The following is a 17,346-nucleotide window of genomic DNA, read 5'->3' as shown; positions in this document are numbered from 1 at the left end:
GTTATTTGACCTCGATATATTTGTAATTAACAGTGGAACCAAATGGCACGATTGCAAGACCTGACGTCTTGGTGTTTTGCACATAGCTTAAGCCGACTTGATACACTGGCGCAATGGCGACATCGGTTTTGATCAAGCGGGTTTCGGCTTGCTGCAAAGCCTTGTAGCGCGCGTCGGCGTTCGTCGCCAGCTTGCCATGGATCTCAGCCAGCTCAGCATCGTATTGCTTGCTGTTGTACTTGGAGAAGTTCAGCTCCCCAGTAGATTGGTAAATATCCAAGAAGTTGATCGGATCATCGAAGTCAGGCGCCCAAGTCCCAAAGGCGATATCATAATCGCCGGAACGCTCCAAGGCGATGCGTTGCGCAACTGGAATCGACTTCAAGGTGATATGCAGCCCTGGCAGATGCGATTCGATTTGGCCTTGCAAGAATTCGCCGGCGTTCTTGGCATCTTGCGTGTCAGCAGTCAATAAGGTCAACGTCAAAGTCTTCTTGCCCAATGCTTGTTGCGCCTTAGCCCATTCAGCTTTGGCATCAGTCGGGTCAAAAGTCGATAAGGCGCCGGTATCTTTGCGGTAATCTTTGCCAGTAGCTGGGTTGTCTGACAGATTCTTCGGCACCAAACCATTCAAAGCAACAGAGCCGTCTTTGAGTACGTTCTTGGCAAACTTGGTTTTATCATAACTTTCCGCCAAGGCCCGGCGCAAGTGGACATTGCCAGTGGCGGTATGGTTGAAGTTCATGCTTAAGTAGCCGATGGTCGGTGTGGTGATTTGATGCAGCGTTTGCTTGCCGCTGAAGCGCGACAAGTTAGCTGAGGTTAATGCGGTGTAGTCAACTTTGCCAGTGGCAAATAAGTTTGCCCCAGTGGCGGTATCTTTCACCACGCGCACTGAAACCTTATCCAGTTTAACATGCTGCTTGTCCCAATATTCAGGGTTCTTCACGTAATTCCAGTTGTCGTTCTTCAAGCTAAAGCCGGTGACTTTAAACGGTCCATTAGCCAAGGTGTACTTGGAGCTGGTGCCGAACTTGCTGCCGGCTTTAGTGGCAAAAGCCTTGTTAACCGGAAAATATGGGGTGCCAGTCAACAGATCCTTCAGGTAAGTCAGCGGTTCAGACAAGGTCAACTGCAATTTGTATTTGCCTAACGCCTTCACGCCGAGGCTTGATACCGGCTTTTGACCGCTGCGCACGGCTTGGCCGTTCTTGAGAAAATCGATCCGCGCCGCTTGGCCGGCTTTGGTCTTAGGGTCAGCCAAGCGCTGGAAGCCATAAGCGAAGTCAGCAGCAGTGACTGGTTTGCCATTGGCCCATTTGGTGTGCTTCAAGGTGAAAGTGTAAACTGTTTTGGCAGCGTTAGTGGTGTAGGACTTGGCCACACCGGCGATCACCTTATTGTGTTGATCGCGTGTGTACAAGCCTTCTTGTTCGGCGTTGATCACTTCACTCGACACAGATAAGGTGTATTGCGCCGGATCAAGCGTGTCAGGATTGGCGTTAACGGTGGTTTTGAAGACTTTCTGGGTGCTTTTGGCCTGCTTGGTGCCGCAAGCAGCCGTGATCGCAGCGAGGCTTAAAGCCACGCCGGCAAATGTTAGTACCTTAGTGATTCTGCTCATAATGTTTCCCCCTCATGTCGGTGACGAAAAAAAATCCCGAGTGAACAAACATGTTCACTCGGGACGTCGTGGCGTGGTACCACCCGATTTTCGGCAGATCAACTGCCGCTTCACTCCCTTCAGGAAGTGTTAGCGCGATATCGGGCGCAACCGCAGCCGCTTGTTTCCTTGCGTCTGCTTGACTCCAAGACCATTTTCACCGAAAACAAGCGATCAGCTTACACCAAGTTGCTGACTCTCTAGGCGTCCCATTCGCGGTTACTTATCTTTTCTCTGTCATTGATTAGGATTTACTTTAATCTTATCGCCATCGTTTGTCAATCATTTTCTAATAGTTTTATGGCATCGCAGCGTGCACGACGCCGGCAAAATACGTCGCCATCTGGGCGATCAAGTGATCATCAAAGTCATACTGTGCCGTGTGCACGTAAGGCTTGTCTGCCCCGCCGCTCATCAGCGCATAACAGCCTGGTACAGCTTCTTGCATGTAGGCAAAGTCTTCACTGGCCATGACCGGATCAAAGGTCGTCGCCACCTTGTCGGCACCAAACAACTGCGTCGCCACTTGTTGGGCGATGGCCGACGGTTTGGCAGCGTTGATCACCGCCGGGGAGATCTGGAAATGTTCACAGCTGATTGTTGCACCATACGCCGCACCAATACCGGCGGCGATTTGATCGATATGCGCCAACACCTGCTTGCGCACTTGCGGATCTAAGGTGCGAATGCTTAAGTACAGCGCTGCGGTGTTAGGGATGACGTTGTACACTTCTGCTTCACCGGCAATGAAGCTGCCAACGGTGACAACTGCCGCATCCAGCGGTGCGGTGTTGCGCGCGACTACCGACTGCAAGCTGGTGATTAAAGCGGCACCAACCACTAGCGGATCGACAGTGTGCTCAGGCGCTGACGCATGCCCGCCATGGCCTTTGATCGTGATGCGCATGCGATCAGACCCGGCCATCACAGCGCCATCACGCACATAAATCGTGTGATCTTTCAAATGCGGCCAATTGTGATAGCCAAAAATCATCTTGCAAGGAAACCGTTCAAACAAACCGGCTTGCAGCATGTGCGACGCGCCATGCACCCCTTCTTCACCAGGCTGGAAAATAATGTGCAGCGTCCCGTTAAAATTGCGCGTTTGGGCGATGTAGCGCGCCGCCGCCAACATCGTTGCCATATGACCGTCATGGCCGCACGCATGCATCAACCCAGGCACCAAACTGTGATACGCAACACCAGTTGCTTCTTGGATCGGCAAGCAATCCATGTCTGCGCGCAAGCCAATCGCCTGCGAACTTGAGCCTTGACGCAGCGTGCCCACCACCCCGCCGCCGACGTGTTCAGTGACCGTGTAGCCATACTCGCGCAGTTTGTTTGCTACTAACGCCGCAGTGTGCGGGGTGTTGAGCCCTAATTCCGGATGCTGGTGCAACTGATGGCGCAACGCCACAAATTCTGGTTGCCAGGTTTTGAGTAATGCAGGAATATGCTCATCGATCGTCATGCGAAAGCCTCCAAGATTAGGAATATGATTTCGATTGTACCGCAATTATGGCAATAGCGTGAGGATTATTTGTATTTTGACAGCGTACGGCGCAAACCAAAAAGCGCCTTCGCCTGACGATCATTGTCGTCAAGCAAAGGCGCTAACATGATGAGCTCATCACATTAGGGACATTATTTCTCGATCAGCGCCAAGACGCGGTCGATGTTTTTCATGACCTTATCGCGGCCCATCAGCTCCATGGTTTCAGCCAGTTGCGGGCCGTGCATGTGGAAAGTGGCAGCGATGCGCACCGGCATGAACAGCTTGCGGCCTTTAACGCCGGTAGCCAAACGAATCTGGTAAACTTCTTGGTTGATGAAGTAAGCCGTGAAGAGATCAAGCTTCTCTAAGCGTTCTTTCAACAGTTTGATCACAGGCAAGGCGTTGTCGTCAGCCAGTTCCTTCATTTCGTCTTCAGTCAATTCCGTGCGGTCTTCAAAGAAGATGCTGGATAAGTCAACGACTTGTTGCGTGTAGCTCATTTGCGGAATGTACAACGAGATCATCTGGCGGGCCCATTCGATGGTGCCAGCGTCTGGATCTTTGGCAAAGCGCCCAGCTTCGATCAAGTTCTCCAAAGCCAAAGCCGTCAGTTCAGATGGCTGAGTTTCTTTGATGTACTTGTTGTTGACCCATTCGAGTTTCTTCTGGTCAAAGCGCGCAGGTGACTTGCTTAAGCGATGTTCGTCAAAAAGCTTGATGAATTCCTTCTTGGTGAAGATTTCATCTTCCCCTTTAGGCGACCAGCCCAACAGCGTGATGAAGTTGAACATGGCGTTTGGCAAATAGCCCAATTCACGATACTGTTCAATGAACTGTAAGACGTTCTCATCACGTTTGGACAACTTCTTACCAGTGGCACCGTTGATGATCAAGGTCATATGGCCAAATACTGGCGTTTCCCAACCAAGTGCTTCATAAATCGCCATTTGCTTAGGGGTGTTGGCAATATGATCATCCCCGCGCAAGACATGGGTGATTTGCATCAAATGATCGTCAATGACCACGGCAAAGTTATAAGTCGGCATGCCGTCGCGCTTCATGATCACGAAATCCCCGCCAATAGTTGAACCATCGATGGAAATGTCGCCTTTGACAATATCTTGCCATTCGTAAGTCTTGTCTTCCGGAATGTGGAAGCGAATAACAGGTTCAAGGCCCTTGGCTTTGGCTTCGGCGATCTTGGCTTGTTTCTGTTCTTCGCTTAAGCCTTCGTATTCATACACGTAATGCGGCATTTCGTGGTTAGCTTGTTGGGCTTCACGATCGGCTTGCAGTTCCTCTTCGGTTTTGTAAGACTCATAAGCCTTACCTTCTTCAAGCAACTGGTTGATGTATTTCATGTAGATGTCTTTGCGTTCAGACTGCCGGTACGGCCCGAAGTCGCCGCCTTTGTCTGGACCTTCATCCCAGTCGATCCCTAACCAGTGCAAGTTCTCGATTTGGCTCTTTTCACCGTCGGCGATATTACGCTTCTGGTCTGTGTCTTCAATACGCAAGACCATCGTGCCGTTGTAGTGGCGTGCGAAAAGATAGTTAAACAGTGCCGTCCGGGCATTCCCAATGTGTAAATGGCCGGTAGGACTTGGTGCATAGCGCACCCGAATTGGTCGATCTGCCAATGCATTACGCCTCCATTTTGATTTAAACAATGCAATGATAGTGTACCATAAATGCACCAGCCTTTGGGTGTTTCAGCAAAATCCCTAATGTGCGCGCCACCATGCCCACAGCGGCAGCAGCCATAAGAACAAGGCATAAGGAATGTAACCGGCGAAACTTACGGCAAGTACTGTTGTTGGCACAAACACCGCGATGTTCCAAGGCACCAATGGCGCCACCACGATCCCGGTATTTTCAATGTCTTGGGCCAGCTGGCTGCGATCTTGATAATTGGCTTTCATCAACGTGTGACTTAAGATCACTGCCACACTTTGGTTGCAGCCGAAACCCGCTGCCAAAACGCTGACCAACAGCTGCCGCGCAAAGCGCCGACGCGGCGTGGTTTGATTCACTACCAAGCGCTGTTGCAGCTGTTGCAAGCCGCTGGTGGCATTCAACACCCCCGCCAACGCACAAGAAATTGCCACCACAATGATTGCCGTTAACATTGACGCAATGCCTCCGCCACTGACAACACCATGTGCCGGGTGGAAACCGACGAGGCCTGCTTCAAGCATAACGGCCCAATTGGTGTGCTGGCCAAAATAACCCAACCCTAACGCAACCAAACTGCTAACGACGATCGCGCGGCTGATCGGCAGCCGCATTAACGCCATGACGATTACGATTGCAGCTGGGATCAATTGCCACCAGGCAATCGTAAATTGATGTTGGAGACCGCTTAACACCTGCATATCCAACTTAGCCAATGGATATCGCCAACCCAACCACGCAAAACCGGCAACACTTAACCCAAGCGGCACCCACCCAGAATGCCACATATTGGACACATTGTGATACAAATTAGTGTGCGTGACGGCGGCGACCAGATTCGCAGAACTTGACAACGGACTGCACCGATCACCCACATAGATCCCTGCAATGATCGCCCCAGCAACCAAGTCTGCATTAATATGGCCGCTGCGCGCAACGATCATCAACGGTACGCCAACTACTGACAGCGTGCCAAAACTGGTGCCAATGATCAACGATACCGCTGCACAGCTGACAAAAGCCATCACCACAAACGTTTGTGGGGTCACAAAAGCAAACACCAGCGAAACAATTGTTGCAATCGTCCCACTGGCCATCCACACACCGATCAAGACGCCAATCAAAGTCAACGTTTTGATCACGACCCATGCCGTGTGCAAGCCCGCTGCGCTGGCTGAAAAGACTTTGCGCCAACCCAAACTGCCATGCGCATACCACGCAAACACACCCCAGCCCAACGCCAAGCCCCAATAAATCGGTGTGCCTGTCACCACACAGGCCAATAACGCCACAAACATGATCCCAACACAATACAGCATGCGCCCACCCCAACACTAAAATTGGCGTTATTGTACCGCTTTTTAGGCCAAAGAAAAAGCCGCGCGTCACCGCGAGGCCTATTTCTTTGGCTGATTTAACGCCTTGATCTGCAAGATCGCATCATAAATCGCCGCTAACCCGATCAAGATCTCAATGTACATGATCGATCCTTTGACGCCATGCATCAAATATAACCCAATCACGATCGCAGTCCGCATAAATCGAGCACTAAGCGCCCCGCTGGGGTCTGAAACCACTGCCGAAACCGGATCAAGACGATCGCCAAAACCACTATCAACACAACCCATAACATGTCACCGCCACCTTAATAAAAGTCTATACCTGACATGATAACGCTTAATCAGGCCGCTTGCCACCGCCTTAAGGCTGAATGCGTGACGCGCGCCAAAAGTGGCCAAGCCATCAATCACGCAGTCGCGAGACATTTTGCAACGCCATAACGCAAACTGCTCTGCACCGCGATTCATAGTGCGAATCGTGGTGCAGAGCAGCTTGTGTGGTTGGCGCAACCACTTTATGTCTCAGTCTCAGATGAGGCGTTAATGCCGTTTGGAACTTGGTTTAGCTGGTTGTTTCTTCTCAGTAGTTTCCCGCAAGGACTTCTGCGAGTGCGCAGGCTTAGCGAAGATCATTCGCCCAGCGGCAGTCTGGATCGCGCTGGTGACAATGATCGCCAATGGCTGATTCATGTAGAACTGACCATCTTCAACGACGACCATCGTGCCGTCTTCCAAATAAGCGACCCCTTGTTGCCGTTCAGTCCCGGCTTTGATCACATTGACAGTCATGCCTTCACCTGGCAAGACTTCAGGCTTCAAAGCATTGGCTAACGCGTTGATATTCAACACCGGGACATTCTGAAACTGCGCCACTTTGTTGAGGTTATAATCGTTAGTCATCACGATCCCATCCAACAGCTTGGCCAGCTTCAACAACTTGGAATCCACTTCGGTCATATCGTCGAAGTCCCCATCATACATTTCAACATGCAAATCAGGATCTTCTTTCATCCGATTGAGGATGTCCAACCCGCGGCGGCCGCGGCCGCGCTTTAAACTATCGGCGGAATCTGAGATCAATTGCAGCTCGTGCACGACAAAAGTCGGCACCAACAATGTCCCTTCCAAAAACCCCGTTTTGGCAATGGCTTCAACTCGGCCATCAATGATCACACTCGTGTCTAACAACTTATACTTGTGGAAGTTGTCGCCGGCGCGTCGTTCCAAGATGTCGCCAGACTCTGGCACGTCTTTGGGTTTGGTTCGTACGTTGAACAGCTTGCGCCATTCGTCGCGCCGTGTTGTCCCGACGCGAAAACCCAAGTAACCAAGAATGATCATCAAGACGATAGGAATCAGGGAATTAAAGGGTTGGGGAATATTATTGAATGCAATTGAAATAATGGCGGCTAGAACTAACCCAATAATCGTCCCTAAGCTCCCAAATAACAGGTAACTTGGTGACTGTTTTCCTAAATAAACTTCGACTTGCTTTAACTTGTTCGTGATGAAATTGGCAGATAACTCCGCGAGGATCAAGAAGATCGCCAACCCTAGCAGCGCATTGACAAGCAGGTTGTTAAGCCAGGTGCCTGATTGAAAGTTGAATAACTCCCATAACGCTGGCAGAAATCCGATCCCAGCTCCGATGCCGACAATGCCGAATATCAAAGCGATCACGCGTTTTTGCATTATGCAAGCCTCCTTTCTGTGTGTACAAAATGTGTAGCAACGCAGCCATCCCGCCGCGCCATGATCGGTGGTGCATGCGCTGAATGCTGGCTTTAGCTCTTCGTCGAGCTGCACAAAGCAACGCGATCGCGTGTAGGCTGTGACGCCGCTTGGGCACAAACCGCCCAAACGTCATCCCATCCTACACGCATCGCTAAATGCGCTTTGCTCCGCTCTGGTTTTCGTCGGGCTGCGCAACCCAACGCGATCGCGTATAACTCATCCCGATTCAATGGCAAACAGCGCCATTGGATCAGGCTGAATTATACACATCGCTAAGTCCGGGCTGCTCCGCTTTGGTTAATTGAACACCTTGCTGAGCGCTTCAGGGATGCTGGTAACACCGATCACTTCAATATTATCACTAGATGTCCAACCCTGCAGGTTATTCTTTGGCACAAAAATGCGCTTAAAACCTAGCTTAGCCGCTTCTTTGATGCGGTCTTCGATGCGGTTGACGCGGCGGATCTCGCCGGTCAAGCCGATTTCACCCACAAAACAATCAGTGGGTGCGATTTCCTTATCGCGATATGAACTGGCCAAAGCCATTGCCACAGCCAAATCAATGGCTGGTTCGTCCAAGCGCACGCCGCCTGTTGCCTTAAGGTAGGCATCTTGATTCTGCAACATCAAGTTGGCGCGCTTCTCCAAGACGGCGATGATCAAGCTGACCTTGTTGTGGTCGATCCCGGTGCTGGTGCGCTTGGCATTGCCGTATTGCGTTGGCGTCATCAAGGCTTGGATCTCGACTAAGATCGGCCGCGTGCCTTCCATCGAAACGACTACCGCACTGCCGGTCGCACCAGCCAAGCGCTCATCTAAGAACAGTTCACTAGGATTGGCAACTTCGCTGAGCCCTGATTCTTGCATCTCAAAGATCCCGATTTCATTGGTGGAGCCGAAACGGTTCTTCACTGAACGCAGCATCCGATACGTGTGGTGCATGTCGCCTTCAAAATACAACACCGTGTCCACCATATGCTCCAAGATCTTTGGGCCGGCAATGGCGCCTTCTTTGGTGACATGCCCGACGATGAAAATGGTAATGGTGTTCGTTTTGGCAATGCGCATTAATTCCGCAGTGACTTCGCGGATCTGCGCGACAGAACCGACCGCAGAATTCATTTCCGGCACATTCATGGTTTGCACAGAGTCGATCACCACGTAATCTGGATGCATGTCGCTGATGGCTTGTTGAATGCTGGGCATGTCCGTTTCCGGATACAAATACATCCCCGACTTGCCAACGCCCAAGCGTCCAGCACGCATTTTGATTTGGCTGGCAGACTCTTCCCCGGATACATACAACACTTTGTTGTCCTCAGCTGCCAAAGTCCCAGACACCTGCAACAAAAGCGTCGATTTACCGATACCAGGGTCGCCGCCGATCAAGATCAAGCTGCCTGGCACAATGCCGCCGCCAAGCACGCGGTTGAGCTCACCAAGACCGGAGCCGATCCGGGTTTCTTTTTGGATCTGCACATCATCAAGCCGTTGTGGGCGCACCTGATGACCTTCAGTGGTGTGCCGCGGCGCCGCTGACTTGCTGGCTGGCGTGGCAGCGACAATTTCTTCTTCTAACGTGTTCCAACCGCCGCAACTTGGACAACGCCCGAGGTAACTCGCAGAGGTATAGCCACAATTGGAACAAACATAACGCGTCTTAGACTTCGCCATGGCACACGCCTCCTTAATAAACTGTTCAACATAGGTATACGCAACAATGCGTATCATTTCATTTGCATCATGCCCAAAACTTTAGTCATATGGCAACAACGCCAGCTTGCGGCATGAATTCTGATCATCGCCCACCGAATTTAAAGCCGCCTCACAGCTTGGACATCGACCGCTTGCTCACTTGATCAGTGCTCAATCAGACAGGTGCTTTGGCGCAACGGTCCGGACCTGACTATGTCCCTGCCTTAAACGCTGTGGTCTTCGGCGAGCTGCGTGGCGCAACGCGGCGTGATATAAGCCGTGACGCCAATTGGGCCAAGTACGCCCAACTGTCATCCCGCCTTATATCCACCGCTACAACCGCGCCACTTCGCTCTGGTTTATTCGGCGAGCTGCGTGGCGCAACGCGGCGTGATATAAGCCGTGACGCCAATTGGGCCAAGTACGCCCAACTGTCATCTCGCCTTATATCCACCGCTAGAACCGCGCCACTTCGCTCTGGTTTATTCGGCGAGCTGCGTGGCGCAACGCGATTGCGTGTAAGCTGTCCCGAGCTTATGGCAAAACCCGCCATTAGCTCAGGCCATCTTACACACATCGCTAAAAGCACGCCACTTCGCTCTGGGGTTATTTGCCCGTAGATCCGAAGCCTGCAGTGCGTTGTGCAGCGTTGCCTAAATCACCATCGGCCAAGAGGTATGGCATGAAGATGCCTTGGCCAATGCGTTCGCCTTTAGCAATCACCACGTCGCGCGGTGAACAATTGACCATTTGAATGAAGATCTCGCCTTCATTAGACGGGTTGTTATAATAATCCGCGTCGATCACGCCAATACCGTTGGGAATCACTAAGCCGCGCTTCAATGGGTTGGATGAACGATTAGCCAAGATCAACACTTCATTGGGCTGCATGTAAGCTTTAATGCCAGTTGGTACCAGTAAAGGCTTTAAGATCGAACTGGCCCGCTGCATATCATCTGCCGTTAAGGGATGTTCATTCTTGATCAGGCGAAACAGTCGGATAAAGTCATAGCGCCAGATGCTTTTAAGCACGAAGTCTTCACGCGCAAAGAAATCATAGCCGGCCGCATTCTTAGTTTGACGTTCCGGCAGCTTTAAGCCGGCGTCAGCAAATTTAGAAACAATTTCGAATCCTCGTTGGGTCATGGTATCCTCCAGATTAAATTACTATCTAGTATATTACCACGCCCAGCAATTGTAATCCGCCTCGCGACGGGTTAAATTAAGGTTAATAACATGGAGGTGTGACTATGGAATTTCAACATGAACCAAATCGAATCTTCTATGAACAAGACGGCAAGCTGTTGGCTGAGGTGACTTTTACTGACATCGACGATCATCAAGCCTATGTGATCGATCGGACCTTTGTCTCAGACGAGCTGCGCGGCCAAGGTGTCGCCGGCCAATTGATCAAAGCAGTTGTTGACTTGGCCCGTCAAGAACACAAACTGCTTGAGCCGTTGTGCACTTACGCGCGGCACGCTTTTGATACACATCCGGAATATGCAGATGTCTTGCGGCCGACGCCGGAAGCATAACATTGGCAGATCGGTTGTGCTACACTAAGAACATGTTCTAATATTCTTCTCACCAAAAGGAGCTGTTTACATGTCTAAAGCTATCACCGCTGCTGACTTGGCCGATTACCAAACTGCCTTGCAACAGACCCCAGGTTCTGCCGCTATCCAAAAAGCCGTCATGAATAATGGCGTGCTTAAAAGCGCCGAATCCATTGAATCACAAGCCAAGATGGACCAAACTTTCTCCATCGACTTGTCCACCGGTGCCGTGGCCAACCAGAAACAATCCGGCCGCTGCTGGATGTTTGCGGCGTTAAACACGATGCGTCACGGTATCCAAGCCAAGTTTAAGATCAAGGATTTTGAACTCAGCCAGAACTATACCTTCTTCTGGGACAAGTTTGAAAAGTCCAACTACTTCTACGAGAACGTCTTGGCCACAGCTGAGCAGCCACTGGATTCTCGCAAAGTCGCTTTCTTGATGACCACGCCGCAACAAGACGGTGGCCAATGGGACATGTTGACGGCCTTGATCGACAAATATGGCATCGTGCCAAAGACTGCCATGCCTGAAACCTTCTCCAGCAACGCTTCTCGCGAACTCAACAGCGTGTTGAACTTGAAACTGCGCAAAGATGCCGTGACCTTGCGCGGCTTAGTGGCAGACAAAGCTGATGATGACGCGATCCAAGCGGCCAAAAACAAGATGCTTTCTGAAGTGTATCGCATTTTGGCTTACACTTTAGGCAACCCGCCAACGGCTTTTGACTTTGAATATCGCGACAGTGACAAGGCTTATCATATCGACCGCGACTTAACGCCTAAGACATTTTACGACAAGTACATCGGCTGGGACTTGGATCAATATCAATCCATCATCAACTCCCCAACTGCTGACAAACCGTACAACCACTTGTACACCGTTGAAATGTTAGGCAATGTGGTCGGCGGGCGCGAAGTGCGGCACTTGAACTTGTCTATCGATGACTTCAAAGCCTTAGCAGTCAAGCAGCTGGAAGCCGGCGAGTCAGTATGGTTCGGTTCTGATGTCGGCCAAAGTTCTGATCGCCAAATCGGGATCTTGGACACCAAGATCTACGACAAAGACACCTTGTTCGACGTTGATTTGACCATGTCTAAAGCTGAGCGCTTGGATTATGGCGAATCGTTGATGACTCACGCCATGGTCTTAACTGGCGTAGACATCGTTGACGGCAAGCCAACCAAGTGGAAGGTCGAGAACTCTTGGGGTGACAAGGTCGGCGAGAAAGGCTACTTTGTTGCTTCCGATGCTTGGTTTGACGAATTCGTCTACCAAATCGTCATCAACAAGCACTTCTTGTCTCAAGCCTTACAAGACACGATCAAAGCTGAATACGCCAAGCCAACAGTTCTGGCCCCATGGGATCCGATGGGTGCTTTAGCCTAGGTACTAAAAAAGCGTTTCGCAATTGCGAAACGCTTTTTGTATGCCGTGCGTGCAGCAAGCAAAACCGCCGCAGCTGCTCAAGCTTCATCGCGCGGCGGTGCGGTTTGACCGCGAACGGTGACCGTGTTGCGGCCGCTGCGCTTGGAATTATATAAGTATTCGTCGGCCCGTCGGTAAATATCCAAATAGTTGCGGTCTTCAGGATCGGCCACTTCTTCCCCAAGCGACACCGTGATGCCAAAAGGCGTGCCGTCTTCTGCTGTGAAGTGCAAGGCACTGAGCTCATCGTGCAAGCGCCAAGCAATCGTTGCGCCCAAGGTACAACTCGCCTCGATTTGCGGCACTAACAAGCTGAATTCTTCGCCGCCGGTACGATAACAGCGCACCTTGGTCCCTGGCAGTTCATGAGTCAACGCTTTGAGCCGACTGGCGACTTGCTCTAAGACTCGATTGCCGATCAAATGGCCATATTGGTCGTTGATCTGTTTGAAGTGGTCAATGTCCATCGTGTATAACGCATAGCTGGTGTGAGCTTGTTGCGACGCTTGATACGTCAGCAACAAGTCTTCGTTAAACACCCGAAAGTTATACAGATCCGTCAGCTCATCGATGCGTGCTTCTTCGCGCAACAACGCTTGTTGCCGGCGCTGGCGCTTGAGACGCAAATGCGTGTACCACAACATGGCAAAAATCAAACAGCTGTTGACGATATTCCACAGCCAACCTGAGTCGATACCACGCAGTGAATATAGATTCACCACCCAAAACGGTAAAATGAACAAATAACTGAACGGATAATACACCCACCAATGCGCCCAGATCACGTCTTTGAAATATTGTGCCGAAAGCATCAACGCCACTGCGGCTAAATAATACGGCAGCCAGTCTGGGACATGCGGCAGCCACCAATACCACACCAACAACACGAAGGCGAGGCTAAACAACAATGGCCGCTTGTGGCAGCTCATCAACGCATACATCACCGTCGCCACTTGGAAGTTGATATAAGACCAGCCAAAGCCATGGCTGTTGTGGGCTTCGATAATGGAAAACACCGAGGCAAAATGAAACAGCGCCAAAAATGCCACCGTCATCAACACCAAATAAGTCGTTCGCAACCGTTGCGCTTTTGGGCTTAACTTGGCGTTTTTCAACCACTCAAAAACCAGCGCATAACCCACCAACACCAAACTGTTAGTTACAAACGTTGTGATGCGGATCCCCCATGCCACCATCTTGAAAAGCACCCCCTGTCACCGGCCTGCTGACACATTATGCTGCGATCATTTCTTCTGTTGATCTTGCGGCATGTTCAAATAAGCAACGATCATACCGATGCCTGCAACCACACAAGCCAAGGCTAACAAGAAATTATGTGCCGGGCGCAAGATCGTGAAGATCCCCACCAAGATCAAGAATACCCCAGCGGCAATCCCGACTGGTTTACTGTTCTTTAGCTTCATTGATGATGCCTACTTTCTCACCGGCAGCACGGTTTTGTCTAAGATGTGCAACTGATCGTCTAGCGAATAGACGATTGGTTGGGCATTGGCGACTTCCACTTGATCGATGCCGGCGTCTGAAATGTCTTCTAAGTATTTGATCAGCGCCCGTAAGGTTGAGCCGTGGGCCACCACCAATTGATTCTGGCCGTGCATCAAACGCGGTGCCAATTCCGCACTCCAATACGGCACCATGCGCTTGACGGCATCAGCCAGGCTTTCACCGCGCGGCACGATACTTAATGGGTATGCCGCATACCGTCTGCTGGTGCTGGGCTTGGCCAATAAAGGCGGGCGGCCATAGAAGCTGCGCCGCCACTGCGCAACTTGGGCTTTGCCGAACAACTCGCGCGTGCGATCTTTGTTGATGCCGCGCAACGCGCCATAATGACGTTCATTCAAGCGCCAAGACTTACTGATCGGCAGCCAATTGGCGTCTAGCGCATCTTGCACCAAATATGCCGTCATGATTGCCCGCTGCAGCAAGGATGTGTGCACATGCGCCACCATCAAGCCGGCATCGACCATTGCCAAGCCCGCCGCTTGTGCTTGCTTGATGCCTCGTTGCGTCAATGGGACATCTGACCAACCGGTATAGGTATTAGAGAAATTCGCGGCGGACTCACCATGCCGCAACAGAATCAATTTGACCATATTGCCCTCCAGTAGCTTCTATTGTACCACATGCGCCAATTACGATTCGTTCGGGAAAATATTCAGCGTAAAATGAAAAAACGACTGGAAAATGAGATTACAATTAGATATACTATGTGTAATCTAATTTAAAGTTAACGCGTGACCGACACGTGTTAAAGAAAGGAGGACAAATATGCGTATTCGCGTCCCAGGTGTGATCACCTCTCGCTCCCCGCTAGGCCAAAACCTGGCGATTGCTATCGATGCCGCGATCACTGTCAGTGTTGAAGAAGAAAGTCTCGATTGGACCGTCGCTCATCATGATCCGCACCTGCCACACGATCAAACCAACATGATCGTCGCGGTAGCTGAAGAATTGGCCCCTTGGCTGCTGCCGCATCAATTGCAGATCACCTCAACGCTCCCGGTTGGCGCAGGCTTAGGCGGCTCTAATGCTGCCACCATCGCCGGAGTCTTAATGGCCAATAAACTGGCACGCTTGGATTTGGATGACGCCGGGATCAAAACTGCCGTCGCGCGTTATGAGCCTTACCCTGCCGCAGTCGCGGCGGCTTTAACCGGCGGTATGCAATACCGCGACCCAACCAGCGATACCTTAACGGCACTGCCAATAGCCGCTTATCAGTGGTATATCTACACGCCGGATCATTTTGTAGAAGCCAGCGTGCCTGCCCATTATCCTTTCAACGACACCACTGCTGAAGATTATCGCGGCTTGGTATTGGCTTTGCAACACGGCGATGACGCGTGGCTGCGCGGACATTTTCCCATTGAATCCCTGCGCAGCCAAGTCACCCCGGAATATTTTCCGCAAGCAGAAATGGTCACTCGCGCCGTGCTGCAATGCGGCGGCTATGGCTGCTTTGTCGCTGGCAATGGCCCGGCGTTAGTCTGCTTGGCGCCGCTATCGGAAACGCGCTTTGCGACGATGTTGCGCCGGGTACTTTCGGCTGGCGACTTGTTGCCGATTCAAATCAACACCACCGGGGCATTAGTCTCAGAATAAACGAGGACCAATCATGAACAATATCAACCTCAAAGACCTCGCCTATTTTAACCAGTTAGCCACCACGCGCTCTTTCACCCAAACGGCGGCGTATTTTACGGTGAGCCAACCGACGATCACGCAAGCGTTGAAGCGGCTTGAGGCGCGCTTCGCCTTGCCGCTGCTTGAGCGCAAGCAGCATTCCAAAAGCATCCAGCTGACAGCCGCCGGCGAGGCACTGCAAGAAACTGCCGCGTCAATGCTTGCGCAATGGGCAGCCAGTGTGCAAACTATCGACCGCATGCGCGACGCAAAAGTCCGCATCGGCATCGGCCCATCGATTTCTGAACGCTATTTGGTGGCCTTGATGCGGCGGGTGCGCCAAGCCGGCGTGTTGGCCAATATCGAAATCGTAGAAATGGGTTCACGGGCCTTAGCTGAGCAGCTGCAAGCCGGCCAGGTGGATATGGTGATCACAGGGATGTTAGGGCGCGACTTTGATCCGGACTTGATCACCACCACGCTGATGCCGCTGCATTTTGCCGTGTTGGCCAATGCCGCGCATCCTTTGGCGCAGCGTGCCCAAGTCAGCGTTGAAGAATTGGCCAAATATCCTTTTGTCACCTTGAATGGCGATTACCTCAATCAAGAAGTTTTCCAAACAGCCTTTGGCGGCATCACGCGCCAAGTCTTGTTTGAAACTGAGAATCCGCGGGTGGTGCTGCAAGCAATCGCCGCAAATATTGCTTTAGGCTTCTTGGCTGATCTCACACCGATCGCCGAACCCGCGATCCAGCGCATCCCGATTGTTGATGCGCTGCCGGTGCATGCGCGCATCGTCTTACAGGCTTTGCGCGATCAGCCGCATTCGGCTTTATTCACCACCATCAGCAACTTGATCGTAGCCGAATTCAGCCAGTCAAAATAAGCGCCGCAGCATGCTGATGAGCATTCTGCGGCGCTTATTTTGACAGCTTAGCTTATTTCTTCTCTTCAGGTTTAGGTGGGTTGACCGCCTTACCGCCTTTGAGGATGTGCTTGTAGTTGACGACGGTTTTGTGTTTGAGGTCTTCGACCATCACAGCGTCGGCGTCATCAAAGCTATCGATGCTGAGCATTGCGGCATTGACGTACAACTTCTCCACAGTACCTTTGAAACTCAACGGCACGTTGGCGCTTTTGCGCACGGTGACCTTGTCGCCGACAGCGATCTCTTCTGCCATGTTTGTGGTTCCCCCTATAATTTGGTTTATCCCACATTATAGCACAATTAGCCTACCGCGTCTGAAACCGCGACGTCTACCGCACCAGAGCGCATCCGCTTGTAGGCGATCACCGCCATGTATTGCAGTTCTCGCACGTTTAAAGCATCTTTGGGGTGATAGTTGACAATATCGACCAATGCCGAGTTCTCATACAACTTCTTGATCTGCCCAGTAAAAACGTGTTCCATGTTCCCGTTAGGCTGGCAGGTCACCAACATGTGTTCAGTAAATTCTGGCATGGCGCATCTTCCTTTCTTGTCCTTATTCCAATTGTACACAGTCACTGCGACAAACACCTAACGAGAACCTAAGCAAATCGCCATTGGTATTGGTTAACGCCGAACTGGTGCCGCTGCGCATCAGGGGGCAGCGGCACCAGTCCTACAT

General features: G+C 51.4%; 17 protein-coding genes. 4 read left to right on the top strand and 13 right to left on the bottom strand.

Annotated features, from left to right (window positions below; all coding sequences use genetic code 11):
- Position 1 precedes the first annotated feature (1 nt).
- The 8 genes from ACGG90_RS06965 to ACGG90_RS06930 form a co-directional block, all read right to left on the bottom strand.
- The gene (locus ACGG90_RS06965; protein ID WP_390407577.1) at positions 2-1,624 is read right to left on the bottom strand and encodes a peptide ABC transporter substrate-binding protein; all 1,623 of its coding nucleotides are present in this window, start codon (positions 1,622-1,624) and stop codon (positions 2-4) included.
- 337 nt (positions 1,625-1,961) lie between these two features.
- Entirely contained in the window at positions 1,962-3,134 is a 1,173-nt protein-coding gene (locus ACGG90_RS06960; protein ID WP_390407574.1) for an amidohydrolase, read from the bottom strand.
- Between the two features lie 173 nt (positions 3,135-3,307).
- Positions 3,308-4,798, bottom strand: coding sequence for a glutamate--tRNA ligase (gene gltX, locus ACGG90_RS06955; RefSeq protein ID WP_390407571.1), 1,491 nt, complete (start codon positions 4,796-4,798; stop codon positions 3,308-3,310).
- 84 nt (positions 4,799-4,882) lie between these two features.
- Entirely contained in the window at positions 4,883-6,151 is a 1,269-nt protein-coding gene (locus ACGG90_RS06950; RefSeq protein ID WP_390407569.1) for a Na+/H+ antiporter NhaC family protein, read from the bottom strand.
- Between the two features lie 78 nt (positions 6,152-6,229).
- Complete coding sequence (locus tag ACGG90_RS06945; RefSeq protein ID WP_390407566.1) at positions 6,230-6,460, bottom strand: hypothetical protein; 231 nt, start codon at positions 6,458-6,460, stop codon at positions 6,230-6,232.
- Positions 6,461-6,712: 252 nt separating this feature from the next.
- Positions 6,713-7,864 carry a PIN/TRAM domain-containing protein gene (locus tag ACGG90_RS06940; protein WP_390407563.1) on the bottom strand — a complete coding sequence of 384 codons (1,152 nt, stop codon included), beginning with the start codon at positions 7,862-7,864 and terminating at the stop codon, positions 6,713-6,715.
- Positions 7,865-8,203: 339 nt separating this feature from the next.
- Complete coding sequence (gene radA / locus ACGG90_RS06935) at positions 8,204-9,580, bottom strand: DNA repair protein RadA (protein ID WP_390407560.1); 1,377 nt, start codon at positions 9,578-9,580, stop codon at positions 8,204-8,206.
- Between the two features lie 627 nt (positions 9,581-10,207).
- Complete coding sequence (locus ACGG90_RS06930) at positions 10,208-10,747, bottom strand: dUTP diphosphatase (protein WP_390407558.1); 540 nt, start codon at positions 10,745-10,747, stop codon at positions 10,208-10,210.
- A 104-nt stretch (positions 10,748-10,851) separates the two neighbouring features.
- Here ACGG90_RS06930 and ACGG90_RS06925 point away from each other — a divergent pair, with 104 nt between their 5' ends.
- Positions 10,852-11,139, top strand: a complete 288-nt coding sequence (locus ACGG90_RS06925; protein ID WP_390407555.1) for a GNAT family N-acetyltransferase — start codon at positions 10,852-10,854, stop codon at positions 11,137-11,139.
- A 70-nt stretch (positions 11,140-11,209) separates the two neighbouring features.
- Complete coding sequence (locus ACGG90_RS06920) at positions 11,210-12,550, top strand: C1 family peptidase (RefSeq protein ID WP_390407552.1); 1,341 nt, start codon at positions 11,210-11,212, stop codon at positions 12,548-12,550.
- 77 nt (positions 12,551-12,627) lie between these two features.
- On the opposite strand, the gene ACGG90_RS06915 is transcribed toward ACGG90_RS06920, so the two are convergent.
- The 3 genes from ACGG90_RS06915 to ACGG90_RS06905 are packed head-to-tail and all read right to left on the bottom strand — an operon-like array spanning position 12,628 to position 14,706.
- Positions 12,628-13,785 (bottom strand): GGDEF domain-containing protein, encoded by a 1,158-nt coding sequence (locus ACGG90_RS06915; RefSeq protein WP_390407549.1) that lies wholly within the window; start codon positions 13,783-13,785, stop codon positions 12,628-12,630.
- A 48-nt stretch (positions 13,786-13,833) separates the two neighbouring features.
- Positions 13,834-14,013 (bottom strand): hypothetical protein, encoded by a 180-nt coding sequence (locus ACGG90_RS06910; RefSeq protein ID WP_390407547.1) that lies wholly within the window; start codon positions 14,011-14,013, stop codon positions 13,834-13,836.
- Between the two features lie 9 nt (positions 14,014-14,022).
- Entirely contained in the window at positions 14,023-14,706 is a 684-nt protein-coding gene (locus ACGG90_RS06905) for a 2,3-bisphosphoglycerate-dependent phosphoglycerate mutase (RefSeq protein ID WP_390407545.1), read from the bottom strand.
- Between the two features lie 175 nt (positions 14,707-14,881).
- Here ACGG90_RS06905 and ACGG90_RS06900 point away from each other — a divergent pair, with 175 nt between their 5' ends.
- Together ACGG90_RS06900 and ACGG90_RS06895 are read left to right on the top strand one after the other, a co-directional pair.
- Positions 14,882-15,715 (top strand): GHMP family kinase ATP-binding protein, encoded by an 834-nt coding sequence (locus ACGG90_RS06900; protein WP_390407543.1) that lies wholly within the window; start codon positions 14,882-14,884, stop codon positions 15,713-15,715.
- Between the two features lie 13 nt (positions 15,716-15,728).
- On the top strand, positions 15,729-16,622 hold the full coding sequence (locus tag ACGG90_RS06895; protein ID WP_390407540.1) for a LysR family transcriptional regulator: 894 nt from the start codon (positions 15,729-15,731) through the stop codon (positions 16,620-16,622).
- Positions 16,623-16,674: 52 nt separating this feature from the next.
- Here the strand turns inward: ACGG90_RS06895 and ACGG90_RS06890 are convergent, their stop codons facing one another.
- Together ACGG90_RS06890 and ACGG90_RS06885 are read right to left on the bottom strand one after the other, a co-directional pair.
- Positions 16,675-16,917 carry a hypothetical protein gene (locus tag ACGG90_RS06890; RefSeq protein ID WP_390407538.1) on the bottom strand — a complete coding sequence of 81 codons (243 nt, stop codon included), beginning with the start codon at positions 16,915-16,917 and terminating at the stop codon, positions 16,675-16,677.
- 47 nt (positions 16,918-16,964) lie between these two features.
- Entirely contained in the window at positions 16,965-17,198 is a 234-nt protein-coding gene (locus ACGG90_RS06885) for a hypothetical protein (RefSeq protein ID WP_390407536.1), read from the bottom strand.
- Positions 17,199-17,346: the final 148 nt, after the last annotated feature.

Origin of the sequence: Lacticaseibacillus jixiensis, from assembly GCF_042847315.1 — a bacterium.
GTDB classification, from domain to species: Bacteria; Bacillota; Bacilli; order Lactobacillales; family Lactobacillaceae; genus Lacticaseibacillus; species Lacticaseibacillus jixiensis.
The sequence above is the reverse complement of the archived record's forward strand: the minus strand, read 5'-3'. Positions and strand labels throughout refer to the sequence as shown.